Origin of the sequence: Paenibacillus sp. FSL L8-0436, assembly GCF_038593025.1 — a bacterium.
GTDB lineage: Bacteria > Bacillota > Bacilli > Paenibacillales > Paenibacillaceae > Paenibacillus_AQ.
This window is the reverse complement of sequence record NZ_CP151955.1, coordinates 6,004,935-6,017,599: the sequence shown is the minus strand read 5'-3', so window position 1 is coordinate 6,017,599 and position 12,665 is coordinate 6,004,935. Positions and strand designations below refer to the sequence as shown.

9 protein-coding genes and 1 tRNA gene are annotated in these 12,665 nt (G+C 52.1%); 9 read left to right on the top strand and 1 reads right to left on the bottom strand.

The features are described 5' to 3' along the window. The first annotated feature begins 37 nt into the window (after positions 1–37). From NSS79_RS27825 to NSS79_RS27810, 4 genes are all read left to right on the top strand, one after another. Positions 38–739 (top strand): hypothetical protein, encoded by a 702-nt coding sequence (locus NSS79_RS27825; protein WP_063848057.1) that lies wholly within the window; start codon positions 38–40, stop codon positions 737–739. A gap of 126 nt (positions 740–865) precedes the next feature. Then, entirely contained in the window at positions 866–2,038 is a 1,173-nt protein-coding gene (locus NSS79_RS27820) for a DUF1343 domain-containing protein (RefSeq protein ID WP_342436987.1), read from the top strand. Between the two features lie 34 nt (positions 2,039–2,072). Then, positions 2,073–4,178 carry a beta-N-acetylhexosaminidase gene (gene nagZ / locus NSS79_RS27815; RefSeq protein WP_342436986.1) on the top strand — a complete coding sequence of 702 codons (2,106 nt, stop codon included), beginning with the start codon at positions 2,073–2,075 and terminating at the stop codon, positions 4,176–4,178. After that, complete coding sequence (locus NSS79_RS27810) at positions 4,175–5,362, top strand: anhydro-N-acetylmuramic acid kinase (RefSeq protein WP_342436985.1); 1,188 nt, start codon at positions 4,175–4,177, stop codon at positions 5,360–5,362. The genes nagZ and NSS79_RS27810 overlap by 4 nt, the downstream gene beginning before the upstream one ends. Before the next feature lie 1,275 nt (positions 5,363–6,637). Here NSS79_RS27810 and NSS79_RS27805 read toward each other — a convergent pair. Continuing rightward, positions 6,638–6,711: transfer RNA gene (locus NSS79_RS27805), tRNA-Arg, on the bottom strand. Positions 6,712–6,932: 221 nt separating this feature from the next. On the opposite strand from NSS79_RS27805, the gene NSS79_RS27800 reads away from it, so the two are divergent. The 5 genes from NSS79_RS27800 (at position 6,933) to ispG (ending at position 12,577) form a co-directional block, all read left to right on the top strand. After that, positions 6,933–7,778, top strand: a complete 846-nt coding sequence (locus NSS79_RS27800; RefSeq protein WP_342440456.1) for a hypothetical protein — start codon at positions 6,933–6,935, stop codon at positions 7,776–7,778. A 96-nt stretch (positions 7,779–7,874) separates the two neighbouring features. After that, entirely contained in the window at positions 7,875–9,203 is a 1,329-nt protein-coding gene (gene tig / locus NSS79_RS27795; RefSeq protein ID WP_342436984.1) for a trigger factor, read from the top strand. Between the two features lie 273 nt (positions 9,204–9,476). Further along, entirely contained in the window at positions 9,477–10,067 is a 591-nt protein-coding gene (gene clpP / locus NSS79_RS27790; protein ID WP_038595829.1) for an ATP-dependent Clp endopeptidase proteolytic subunit ClpP, read from the top strand. 12 nt (positions 10,068–10,079) lie between these two features. Next, positions 10,080–11,336 carry an ATP-dependent protease ATP-binding subunit ClpX gene (gene clpX, locus NSS79_RS27785; protein WP_038595826.1) on the top strand — a complete coding sequence of 419 codons (1,257 nt, stop codon included), beginning with the start codon at positions 10,080–10,082 and terminating at the stop codon, positions 11,334–11,336. Positions 11,337–11,437: 101 nt separating this feature from the next. Then, positions 11,438–12,577 carry a flavodoxin-dependent (E)-4-hydroxy-3-methylbut-2-enyl-diphosphate synthase gene (gene ispG, locus NSS79_RS27780; protein WP_342440455.1) on the top strand — a complete coding sequence of 380 codons (1,140 nt, stop codon included), beginning with the start codon at positions 11,438–11,440 and terminating at the stop codon, positions 12,575–12,577. The last annotated feature ends 88 nt before the right edge of the window (positions 12,578–12,665 follow it).

The window sequence follows — 12,665 nt, the reverse complement described above, 5'->3', positions numbered from 1 at the left end:
GCTATAAGGGTTGCAAGGTAGAAAGGGGAGACAAGCAATGCAGAAACTGAATCAAGTCTTGGTGAGTACGGGAGTGGAGTCATTCCGGGAGATTGTGCCGATTGCGCTGCTCAGTCTGGCCAGTTCGGCTATGCTGGTGCCGGTGGTCATCTTTGCGCCTATAGCGTTGTCATTTATCCTGATTCCGCTTCTTTACATGCCGCTGTTTTTCGGTGTGTTCCATGCGTACCACCGGAGAACGGAAGGGAAGAAGCTGAGTGTCAGGGAGATGCTCAGCGGTGCGCGCAAGGGTTTTGGGCCGGCAGTGGCGTTCGGTCTGCTATGCTCCCTGCTGGTGCTGATTTTATGGTCAACCTGGTGGTTCTATGGAGGCCGTGACGGGGCGGTAAGCTGGACGATTGCCATTTTCCAGACGTATTTTGTCGCTATGGCGCTTGTCTCTCAATTCTACACGCTGCAACTGGTGATTCAGCGCCGAATGGGCATCTTCAAGGCCATGGGGGAAAGCGTCAAGCTGTTCCTCCGTTATCCGGCTTATACTATCGGGGCCTTCTTCCAGGCGCTGGTTGTGGGGATCATGCTGACTGTGACTGTAGTTGGTTTCATGGCTCTGTTCAACGGTATGCTTGCCGTCTATCTGCATAAAGCTGCTTACAATGTACTTCATCCCGATGAGGATGATGAGCAGGAGGGTGTGCCTGAGACAAGTGAGCTCTATGCCGGCGGGAGATTGCTATGAACCGGAGGATAATGCACAGCGGTTGTCCTCAGTACTCCTATATGCCGGAAGGGGGATTGTCATGCGCCTACAGGTAAGCTGCGGGGTGGATAGCTCCGCTGGTGTCATTGCCGGAGGTGGATTGTCATGAGTTTACAGGTAAATTGCGGGGTAGACCGGCTGGCCTCAGGTTTGTCTCATCCGCTGCTGGATGGGCGGCGGATCGGGGTGGTTACAAATCCTACCGGCATAACGGCGGACTTCCGCTCGAGTGTGGAGGTGTGCCGGAGTCTGGAATCTTCTAGACTTACGGCACTTTTTGCGTGTGAACACGGCATATACGGCCAGCACCAAGCCGGTGTGAAATTCACGGATGAGCTGGACGCGGGGCTGGGGATTCCGGTGTACAGCTTGTACGGGATGCATAAGAAGCCGGTGCCTGAGATGCTGGATGAGGTGGATACGCTTATTTTTGACATTCAGGATCTGGGCGTGCGGTTTTATACGTATGTATCAACCTTGCTGTACGTGATGGAGGCCTGCGCGGAAAACGGTAAAAGTCTGCTCGTACTCGACCGTCCTGCCCCGCTTGGCGGAACCGGCAGCGAAGGCGGGCTTTTGGGGGCTGGCTACGAATCCATGGTTGGCGCCTGGTCCATGCCGATCCGCACGGGGATGACCATCGGGGAATTGGCGCTTATGGCGAACGACAAGAGAGGGATTGGCTGTGTCATGGATGTCATCCCGCTAGAAGGCTGGAATCGCCAGCTGGAATTTATGGACACAGGTCTCCCGTGGATGATGCCCTCCCCCAATGTGCCGACGATCGACACGGTGAGAGTTTATGCTGGAACCTGCTTTTTTGAAGGAACGAATCTCTCAGAAGGGCGGGGAACCACTCGTCCGTTTGAATGGGTTGGCGCACCATGGCTGGATGGGGCACTTCTTGCCAAAGCGATGGAGAAGCATAAGCTTCCGGGTGTGCACTTCCATCCTGTGTATGCAACACCGACCTTCTCCAAGCATCAAGGAGAATTATGCGGTGGTGTGCGATTATTCGTGACTGAGCCGCAGGCTTATGAATCCGTACGTACCGGACTTGCCATGCTGCATGAGGTATGTGCACTCTATCCGGAGCAGTTTCAGTGGCTTGCTCCGCCGAAAGAAGGCGGGAGATACTTCATTGATTTATTGACCGGCAGCGAAGCGGTGCGCAGGCGCATTGGCACAGCAGAGGGGCTGCGGGAAATCATTGGACAATGGCAGGAAGAAAGCGAAAGATGGCTGATGTTGCGGAAGCCTTATCTTCTGTATAAATAGCTAAAATCTGATTTGGGGAAGGCAGGCGGTGGCAATGGATTGGCGTGAGGCAGCGGTACAAGAGAGCGGCCTTGATGTGGTGGTCGCCGAAATGAGTCTCAGTGACAAAATCGGGCAAATGCTGATGTGCGGTTTCGAAGGAACCGTTGTGCCGGACGACGGAATTCGCGAGCTTATTGCAAAAGGCGGGATCGGCGGCGTCATTTACTTCGCCCGCAACGTAGAGACGCCGGAGCAGGTAGCCGGAATGACCGCTGAGTTGCAGCAGGCTGCAGCGGAAGGCGGCAAGGCTCCTCTCTGGATCTCCATCGACCAGGAAGGCGGCATGGTCGCCCGTATTACTGAAGGTGTGGCCCTTATGCCCGGCGGAATGGCAATCGCAGCGGCCGGTTCGGTAGAGGATGCCTATCAGGCGGCTTTGATCAGCGGGCGGGAACTGAGCGCCATGGGCATTAATTTGAATTATGCTCCTGTGCTGGACGTGAACAATAATGCCCGGAATCCGGTGATCGGCGTCCGTTCCTTCGGCGAATCGCCGGAGAAGGTAGCCGATTATGGCGCAGCCACGATCCGCGGATTTCAGGATGCAGGTGTCGCGGCTACGGCTAAACATTTTCCGGGCCATGGCGATACCGATGTGGATTCCCATCTGGATCTGCCGACCGTTAGACATGACCGGGCGCGTATGGACAGCGTAGAGCTGGTTCCTTTCCGCAGAGCAATTGCCGAAGGTGTGGATGCCATGATGTCGGCGCATATCTACTTCCCGGCACTTGAGCAGGAGAAGCTTCCGGTTACGCTCTCGAAGGCGGTTCTGACCGGTCTGCTACGAGAAGAACTGGGCTTCGGCGGGATTATTATGACCGATTGCATGGAGATGAACGCCATCGCCGAGCACTACGGCACCGTTGAAGCTTCGGTGCTGGCCATTGCAGCCGGGGCTGATATCGTTCTAATCAGCCACCGTGCTGACCGCCAGCTGGCTGCCATTGAAGCCATTCTTCATGCGGTCGCTGAAGGCAGAATCAGCGAAGCCCGCATTGACGACTCGGTGCGGCGGCTGCTCGCGCTGAAGGTGAAGCGGGGTGTGATCGCAGCCGGACCTGTTGGCGGGGCCGGTGCGGCGGAAGCCGATTCTGCGGATTCTTCGGCAGCGGGTTCAACGGCCGCAAGTGTAGGCGGCGTTGGAGCTGTGGGTGCAGGGGGTGATGGAGCAGTGAGTGCAGGCGGTGCGAGTGCTGTGGGTGTAGGAGGTGCAAGTGTCGGGAGTGCAGGAGGTACGAGTGCTGGGGGTGCAGAAGGTACGAGTGCTGTGAGTGCAGATGGCGCTGGAGTAGTGAGTGCAGTCGGTGCGAGTGCTGTGAGTGCAGGAGGTACGAGTGCTGAGGGTGCAGAAGGTACGAGTGCTGAGGGTGCAGATGGCGCTGGAGTAGTAAGTGCAGGAGACACAAGTGCTGGGGGTTCCAAACTGTCTGAGATTGAAGAGGGGGATACTGCAAATCCCGCTGCGCTGGTTGTTGAATACGGACAAGCGGCCAGCTTTGCCGCAGCATATGCAGGTCTCGGCCTGCTGGAAGCTCCGCCGCATGTAGAAGTGGCGCGCCGTATCAGTGAAGCCAGCATCACCCTGGTCTGCAATCAATCCTCTGTGCTTCCCCTACAACGGAAGAAGACGCTAGCAGTTACGGCAGCGCCTGTAGTAGCCACTCTTGTGGATGAAGCTTTTGGCGAAACCGCGGGACTTGGTGCGATGCTCAGTAAGTATGGATTGGATTGTATTGACCGTGTCGTTCCGGCAGGTGATATTGCCAGCTATGCTGCTGACCTGCTCGAGGTAGCGCGGGTTGAGGACATTGAGCAGATTGTTGTGGGCACCTACAATGCGCAGTTTAATCCCGATCAATGCAATTTGGTGGAATCCTTGCGGGCGCTTGGCAAGCCGCTTGCGGTTGTTGCGCTGCGCAATCCTTATGACCTGCTGGCAATGCCGGAGATAGAGACTTATGCCGCTGCATATGAAGGGCGTCCGCTTGCGCTGGAAAGTGCAGCCAAGGCGCTGCTCGGGCAAATTCCATTTCAGGGACGATTGCCGGTATCGCTCGGGGATAAATATCCGGCAGGCTGGGGCCTTAGCTTATGATTGGCCCGCTCTGGACTAAACAAAAATCTGTCGTTGTTGGTTTAATGTCCGGCACTTCGCTGGATGGCATTGACGCAGCGATAGTCTCAATAGAAGGAAGCGGACTGGCTGCCAAGGCTGAACTGCTGCATTATTCCTCTGTGCCCTATGACGACGGGCTTCGGGAGCGGCTGAAAGAGCTATGCACGATAGAACATTCATCGGTGGACCTGGTATGTGGTATGAACGTATATCTGGCGGAACGGTTTGCCGAGGCGGCCATAGAAGCGGTACGCAGTGCCGGAATGGAGCTTGATGAGATTGATCTCATCAGCTCCCACGGCCAGACGGTGTGGCATATCCCGGAAGCGGCCACCGATGATCCGCTTCTGGTCCGTTCCACGCTCCAGCTTGGCGACTTGTCTGTGCTGGCCAAGAGAACAGGCCGGGTTGTGGTCGGGGATTTCCGCCCGGGTGACATGGCAGTTGGCGGGCAGGGGGCGCCGCTGGCACCTTATGGAGATCTGATTCTGTTCCGGCATCCGGAGAAAGGGCGGCTGCTGCAGAATATTGGAGGAATCGGGAATTGTACAGCACTTCCTGCCGCAGCGGGTCCGGAAGATGTGTTTGCCTTCGATACAGGCCCCGGGAACATGGTCATTGATCAGACTGTATATCTGCTGAGCGGCGGACAAATGTCTTATGATGACGGAGGATCGTGGGCTGCGCAGGGAACACCAGACGAAATGCTGGTGGATCAAATGATGGAGCACCCTTATTTTGCACTGAAGCCACCCAAGTCTACAGGCCGGGAAGTCTTCGGCAAAGCTTATGCCGAACAGTTTGTGACCCTGGCCCGGGCGCGCGGCTTGAACGATGCAGATATTGTAGCCACTGCCACCGCATTTACCGCGCGGACGATAGCGGAAGGGTATTTAAGGTACGTATTCCCTGTATGCCAAATTGACGAGGTCATCGTCAGCGGCGGCGGTGCGCACAATGCTGCATTGCTGGCTATGCTTCAGCAACAGCTGCCGGAACAGGCTGTAATAACCTCAAGCGTGCTGGGTTTCAGCGACGACGCGAAGGAGGCGATTATTTTCGCCTTGCTGGGCAATGATTTCATGCACGGAGTCGCCAATAATCTTCCTTCGGCCACAGGAGCCTCCCGCCCGACAGTGATGGGCAAGCTGGCGTTTCCCTAGAGGGGTTTGGCTTTTACATGCGAAGCTAACTGTTGCTGCATAAACGAAGGTAGTAGAAAAACTCAGACAGCAGGTAAACGCAGACAGCGGTTGAATGCAACCGGTAGATTACTCATTCGGTAGGTGAACACAACCAGTAGGATAAACGCAGTCGGTAGGTGAATTCAACGAGTAGATAAACGTAGTTGGTAGATGAATTCAACCAGTGGATAAACGCAGTCGGTAGGTGAATTCAACCAGTAGATAAACGCAGTCGGTAGATGAATTCAACCAGTGGATAAACGCAGTCGTTAGGTGAATTCAACCAGTAGATAAACGCAGTCGGTAGGTGAACACAACCAGTAGGATAAACGCAGTTGGTAGGTGAATCTAACCAGTAGATAAACGCAGTCGGTAGGTGAATTCAACCAGTAGATAAACGCAGTCGGTAGGTGAATTCAACCAGTAGATAACCGCAGCCGGTAGGTGAATTCACTAGTAGGATAAACGCAGTTGGTAGATAGGCAAATGCCCCGCTTGTTATCAGGCGGGGTTGTTTCTTTTTATGCATGGAGCTCGAGGCGTTAAAGGAAGGAGGACAAGGAAAGAATTCAAGCGGAATCTGTATCCGCTTACGAAAGGCACTATTGCTCACCCACTTCGGACCCAGGGGGCCTTATTATTAAAGATCAGGCTGTTTTTAGGCGCATCCGGACTGAGGAGACGTTATTTGTGCTGAAATCCCCGATTTAGGTTGATTTCTTTCTAATAACGACTCTGGAGTCCGCGACTCCCCCGGATGTCTGGTAATTCACTAAATAGCGTCTCCTGAGTCCGCAGTAGCCGAGATGCCGCTGAACTGAGCCACTAGTATTTTCGTTTATGGTCGCTCAGCACCTAACGGACTTCATTCAGAGATATGGTAGTCCACCCAACAGGCATCACTCGTCATTCCAAGCGTCTAACGAATCCCCAACAGGCATCATTCGTCATTCCAAACGTCCAACGAATCCCCAACAGGCATCACTCGTCATTCCAAACGTCTAACGAATTCCCAACAGGTATCACTCGTCGTTCCAGACTTCTAACGAACCCCCGCGGGCTTCACGATTCTAGATGCCTAACGTCCAGTCAGAAGGCATTGCGTTGCCGGACACGCCAACGTCCAGCTGACTTCGTGTTCCCGACATTCTAATTCCGAACTGCATTGCATTCTTGGACGTGCCAGCCCGCAGCGGGCTCCGCTCGCCTGAACACAGAAACAGCCTCCCCGAAGGAAGGCTGTTTCTGAAAGGACGTCCCGGAAGGGATTCGAACCCCCGACCGTGCGCTTAGAAGGCGCATGCTCTATCCAACTGAGCTACCGGGACATAATAGCTTGTGCGAAAAGCAAGCAAAAATTATGTTATCATACATAGATAACTTTTTCAACTTGTTTTTTTGAAACCTAGCCGGGATATGCTATAATCTACAATTGACTAAGGTTCGGAGAAAAGGAGGTGCCCTCATTAATCATTCGAATTCCCCTGCCAAAGAGAATGTCGTGCTGTTTCCGAAGACGCTGGATTACTATCAGATTCAGCTCACGGTGATGCTGGAGAGTGAACGTTACGGGGAAGCGATGGAACTGCTGCGCTTTTTGCTGCAATGCCAAGGTCAGGAAGAGCGGCACTACGAGGAATGGCAGTCGCTGCTTAGCTGGCTGGAGGCGGCCTTTCCATACGCTGCCCAGGGCGGAGATGCGAAAGATGCCGCTCCCGGTGAAGAGCAGGATCTTAAGGAAGAGGACATGGCCCGCATACTGGCTAAATCGAAGCAGGAAGAGGATGCGGATTATCCTGATAAGTTATTGAAGCGTATCATGAACGAGCCGCTGTCCGAAGCGACGATCCTGGCACTGGAGCAGCTTTCTTATCTGGAGGGCGGACATGTCGACGAGACGCTGACAGACTGGCTGGAGAAGGCAACGGTTCATCCGCTACTGCAATTCCGTACACTGCAGACCCTCCGGCGGCGCGGCGCACAGGGAACCATTAAGCTGATGCGCGGACAGGAAGCGTCGATTGTGGAGATTGAGACGGTACCGCTGCAAAATGAGGATTTCCCGCTGCAGGTGAGCCAAGTGATTGAACGGGTGGCTGAGCAGGCGGAGGTTCATGAGCCTACACTTTATTATTTTGCCCAAGAGCTTTGGGGACAATTTATCATGTCGATTTACGGTTCGGCCGAATATCGAAAATTGTTGGACGGAGAGGATGCGCTGCTCGATATTTGGGCGGGTGCGCTGCATCAAATAGTGTCAGAAAGCCTGAACGGAACGCGGCAGGAGGAAGAAACACGCGGGATGTACGGGATAACGGGCGGCATGCGCTTTCAATTTGAAGGAGCCTATCGTTCTCTCAAAGGATTTGTAAAGAGTTCTCTACTTGATAAATAAAGCGATGTTGTATATAATATAATGGTTATTCTGTGCGTGAATTGCGTGATTATTTAAAGTAAACATGTAACCTATTTTTGGAGGGAAAAGTATATTATGAAGGCAACTTGGGAAAAAATAGAGAAGAACCTTGGAGTTCTTGAAGTCGAAGTAGAAGCAGAACGCGTAGCTACAGCACTCGACAAAGCTTTTAATAAAGTGGTTAAGAAAGCAAACGTACCTGGTTTCCGTAAAGGTAAAGTGCCTCGGCCGATCTTTGAATCCCGTTTTGGTGTAGAAAGCCTGTACCAGGATGCCATCGACATTCTTCTTCCTGAAGTTTACGGCGAAGCTGTTGAGCAAACCGACATTTTCCCGGTAGACCGTCCTGAAGTGGACATTGAGCAATTCGCTAAAGGTCAAGCATTTATTTTCAAAGCGAAGATCACTGTTAAGCCTGAAGTGAAGCTGGGCGAGTACAAAGGCCTGGAAGTTCCGGTTCAAAAAGCTGAAGTTACTGAAGAAGAGCTGGATGCCGAACTGAAACGTCTGCAAGAACGTCATGCTGAACTGGTTGTTGTTGAAGATGAAGCGGCAGCTAATGGCGATATCACTGTAATCGACTTTGACGGTTCCGTAGATGGCGTGCAGTTCGAAGGCGGCCAAGCAGAACGTCATTCCCTGGAACTTGGCAGCAACTCCTTCATCCCTGGTTTTGAAGAGCAGGTTGTAGGCATGTCCACTGGTGATTTCAAGGATGTAGAAGTTACTTTCCCTGAGGCTTACCATGCAGAGAACCTTGCAGGCAAAGCTGCTGTATTCAAAGTGAAGCTACATGAAATCAAACGCAAACAGCTTCCTGCCCTGGACGACGAGTTCGCCAAAGATGTAAGTGAATTCGACACACTGGAAGAATACAAAGCAGATCTGAAAGCACAGCTTGAATCCCGCAAACAGGAAGAGCTGAAAGGCGTTCGCGAAACTGCAGTAGTTGACAAAGCAGCAGCTAATGCTGAAGTGGAAATTCCTGAAGCAATGATCGCCAGTGAAGTTCAAAACATGGTTCGCGATTTCGACAACCGTCTTCGCCAACAAGGCATGAACATGGATATGTTCCTCAGCTTCTCCGGTCAAACCCGTGAAGATCTTGAGATCCAAATGAAAGACGATGCCGAAAAACGCGTCCGCAACAACCTGGTGCTTGAAGTGATCGCGAAGGAAGAGAAGATCGAAGTTTCCGAAGAAGAAGTGAACCAAGAGCTCGCTTCCATGGCTGAATCCTTCAAACGTTCTCCTGAAGAAATCCGCAGTATCCTTGCAGCTAACGGTTCCCTGAGCAGCTTGAACGAAGAAATTTCGCTGCGCAAGACCATTGAACTGCTCGTATCCAGCAGCGTGGAAGTTGAAGCAACTGAAGAAGCTGCTGAAGAAACAAGCGCTGAGTAATATTTAATTTTACCTAGAGCGGCCAAGTACGGCCTCCATAGACAGTTGATAAGGCACGTAAGTTTGTTACGTGCCTTATTTTTATCGGGTGCTGGTGTTTGGAGGTACATAACCGAACAGAGGATTGGCAATGTGTCTGAAATTGCGCTATAATGGCAGGCACATGACCAATGCGGATTTCCTCAGCAGTGAAAAAATGACATACCGCCTTGAACGTGTTAAAATATTTCTGAACGGAAAGACTAATCTGTATAGAGAAAAGAGGTTGGTGGCATGAGTCTGGTACCAATGGTTGTGGAATCCACAAGTCGGGGAGAACGGTCATACGATATCTATTCCAGATTGCTGAAGGATCGCATCATCTTCCTGAGCAATGCAATTGACGATGATGTCGCCAATCTGATTATTGCCCAGTTGTTGTTCCTGGCAGCAGATGACCCCGAAAAAGACATTCACCTGTACATCAACTCGCCTGGTGGTTCTGTGACAGCCGGCATGGGTATATATGATACGATGCAATACATCAAACCCGATGTTTCTACGATTTGTGTAGGAATGGCAGCCAGTATGGGATCGCTGTTGCTTACTGCTGGAGCTCCGGGCAAAAGATACGCGCTGACCAACAGCGAGGTCATGATTCATCAGCCGCTCGGCGGCGTTCAAGGGCAGGCATCCGATATCTGGATTCACACAGACTGGATCCTCAAGACTAGACATAAGCTGAATCAAATATATGTGGATCGCACAGGTCAGCCCCTTGAAAAAATCGAACGGGATACGGACCGCGATAACTTCATGAGCGCGGAAGAAGCGAAGGAATATGGGCTTATTGACCAGGTACTCTCTTCACCGATCATATCTTAAAGGGGTGGTAAGATGTTTAAATTTAATGATGAAAAAGGGCAATTGAAATGTTCTTTTTGCGGCAAATCACAAGAGCAGGTTCGTAAGCTTGTAGCAGGACCTGGTGTTTATATATGTGACGAATGCATCGAGCTGTGCACGGAAATCGTGGAGGAAGAGCTCGGCCATGAGGAAGAGCTGGACCTGAAGGATATCCCGAAACCAAAGGAAATCCGTGATATTCTTGATCAATACGTAATCGGCCAGGAGCAGGCGAAGAAATCGCTCTCCGTTGCTGTATATAATCACTACAAGCGTGTGAACAGCCAAAGCAAGATCGAAGACGTTGAACTGACGAAGAGCAATATTCTCCTGCTCGGTCCAACAGGTTCGGGTAAAACGCTGCTGGCGCAGACCATGGCGAAGATTATCAACGTTCCTTTTGCTATTGCAGATGCCACTTCCCTTACGGAAGCGGGCTATGTGGGTGAGGATGTTGAGAATATTCTGCTGAAGCTGATCCAGGCTGCGGATTATGATGTGGAAAAAGCCGAACGCGGTATTATCTATATTGATGAAATTGATAAAGTAGCACGCAAATCCGAGAATCCGTCCATTACACGCGACGTTTCCGGTGAAGGTGTACAGCAGGCCCTGCTGAAGATTCTGGAAGGTACTGTAGCTTCCGTACCACCGCAAGGCGGACGCAAGCATCCTCACCAGGAGTTTATCCAAATCGACACGACGAACATCCTGTTCATCGTTGGCGGTGCTTTTGACGGTCTGGAGCAAATGATCAAACGCCGTATCGGCAAAAAAGTCATCGGCTTCAACGCTGCTGTAGAAGGTCAGAAGGACCTGAAGACAGGCGAATACCTGTCCATGGTATTGCCTGAAGATCTGCTTAAATTTGGTCTTATTCCTGAGTTTGTCGGCCGTCTGCCGGTAATCTCCACGCTAGAGCCGCTTGATGAGAATACGCTGGTGCGCATCCTGTCCGAGCCGAAAAATGCGCTCACCAAGCAGTATATCAAGCTGCTGGAAATGGACAATGTCGCGCTGAAATTTGAACCGCTGGCGCTTGAAGCCATCGCTAAGGAAGCCATCAAACGTAACACGGGTGCCCGTGGTCTGCGTGCAATCATAGAGAGTATTATGCTTGATGTGATGTATGAGGTTCCTTCACGCGATGACATCAAGGACTGCGTGATTACGGAGCAGGTCGTTCAAGAGAAGGCGTTGCCTGAGCTGGGCATCAAGAAAGACAAGAAGAAGGAAGAAAGCGCCTAATTAAACAATACAATTCACAGACTCCACCTTTTTGCCGCTATCCCGCTTCACAAAGCGGGAGCGGTGGGGGTGGAGCTTTGATCGTTATGGGGGAGAAAACCATGTTCTTGAGACACCAGACCCGTCCTGTCAATGTTGGCGGAGTTATTATCGGGGGAAACAATGAGGTTGCTATTCAAAGCATGTGTACGACCAAAACCGCTGATGTGGAAGCTACGGTCGCTGAAATCCTGCGGCTGGAGGAAGCGGGCTGCCAACTCGTGCGCGTAACTGTCAACAATGAAGAAGCGGCTGCCGCGATCAAGGAAATCAAGAAGCAGATTCATATTCCGCTTGTAGCGGATATTCATTTTAACTATAAGCTGGCTTTGCTGGCTATTGAGAACGGCATCGACAAGGTCCGGATCAATCCCGGCAACATCGGCCGCCGCGACAAGGTGGAAGCTGTAGTCAAAGCCTGCAAAGAAAAAGGAATTCCGATCCGCATTGGCGTAAACGCCGGTTCGCTGGAAAACCACTTGCTCGAGAAATACGGCTATCCGACTCCGGAAGCTATGGTCGAGAGCGCACTTTATCATATTGGAATTCTCGAGGAACTCGATTTCCATGACATTATCGTCTCCCTGAAGGCTTCGGATGTACCTATGGCTATCGAAGCTTACCGCAAGGCGGCAGAAGTCATTCCTTATCCGCTGCATCTGGGCATTACAGAATCCGGCACGTTGTTCGCCGGAACCGTGAAGAGCTCGGCAGGTATCGGGGCACTGCTCTCTATGGGCATCGGCAGCACCGTGCGGATCTCGCTCAGTGCCGATCCAGTCGAGGAAGTGAAGGTAGCGCGTGAACTGCTCAAGACTTTTGGTCTGATCTCCAACGCTGCCACCTTGATCTCATGTCCGACCTGCGGACGCCTGGACATTGATCTCTTCTCCATCGCCAACGAAGTAGAAGAGTATATTTCCAAGCTGAAGGTGCCGATCAAAGTATCGGTGCTGGGCTGCGCCGTTAACGGCCCCGGAGAAGCCCGTGAAGCCGATATCGGCATCGCCGGTGCCCGTGGTGAGGGACTGCTGTTCCGTTACGGCAAAATGATCCGCAAGGTTCCAGAGGCAGAGCTTGTCTCCGAACTGAAGAAGGAGATCGACATCATTGTCGCTCACTTTGAAGCAACGGGCGAAATCCCCGGCCGCAAGCATGCCGGACTGGCTCCTGCTATAGGCGTGGGTAATTCGGAAGAATAGTAGAACTTATTCTATCCAGTCGAACAAGCTGATTCCTTTTATTGCTCGAGAAACAAGCATTCTGGATATAATAGCGGGCGTATTTCCC

Excerpts from the sequence above, each read along its gene's own strand:
- NSS79_RS27825 (WP_063848057.1), top strand. The coding sequence starts at position 38 with ATGCAGAAACTGAATCAAGTCTTGGTGAGTACGGGAGTGGAGTCATTC.
- NSS79_RS27820 (WP_342436987.1), top strand. The coding sequence starts at position 866 with ATGAGTTTACAGGTAAATTGCGGGGTAGACCGGCTGGCCTCAGGTTTG.
- nagZ (WP_342436986.1), top strand. The coding sequence starts at position 2,073 with ATGGATTGGCGTGAGGCAGCGGTACAAGAGAGCGGCCTTGATGTGGTG.
- NSS79_RS27810 (WP_342436985.1), top strand. The coding sequence starts at position 4,175 with ATGATTGGCCCGCTCTGGACTAAACAAAAATCTGTCGTTGTTGGTTTA.
- NSS79_RS27800 (WP_342440456.1), top strand. The coding sequence starts at position 6,933 with ATGCTGGAGAGTGAACGTTACGGGGAAGCGATGGAACTGCTGCGCTTT.
- tig (WP_342436984.1), top strand. The coding sequence starts at position 7,875 with ATGAAGGCAACTTGGGAAAAAATAGAGAAGAACCTTGGAGTTCTTGAA.
- clpP (WP_038595829.1), top strand. The coding sequence starts at position 9,477 with ATGAGTCTGGTACCAATGGTTGTGGAATCCACAAGTCGGGGAGAACGG.
- clpX (WP_038595826.1), top strand. The coding sequence starts at position 10,080 with ATGTTTAAATTTAATGATGAAAAAGGGCAATTGAAATGTTCTTTTTGC.
- ispG (WP_342440455.1), top strand. The coding sequence starts at position 11,438 with ATGTTCTTGAGACACCAGACCCGTCCTGTCAATGTTGGCGGAGTTATT.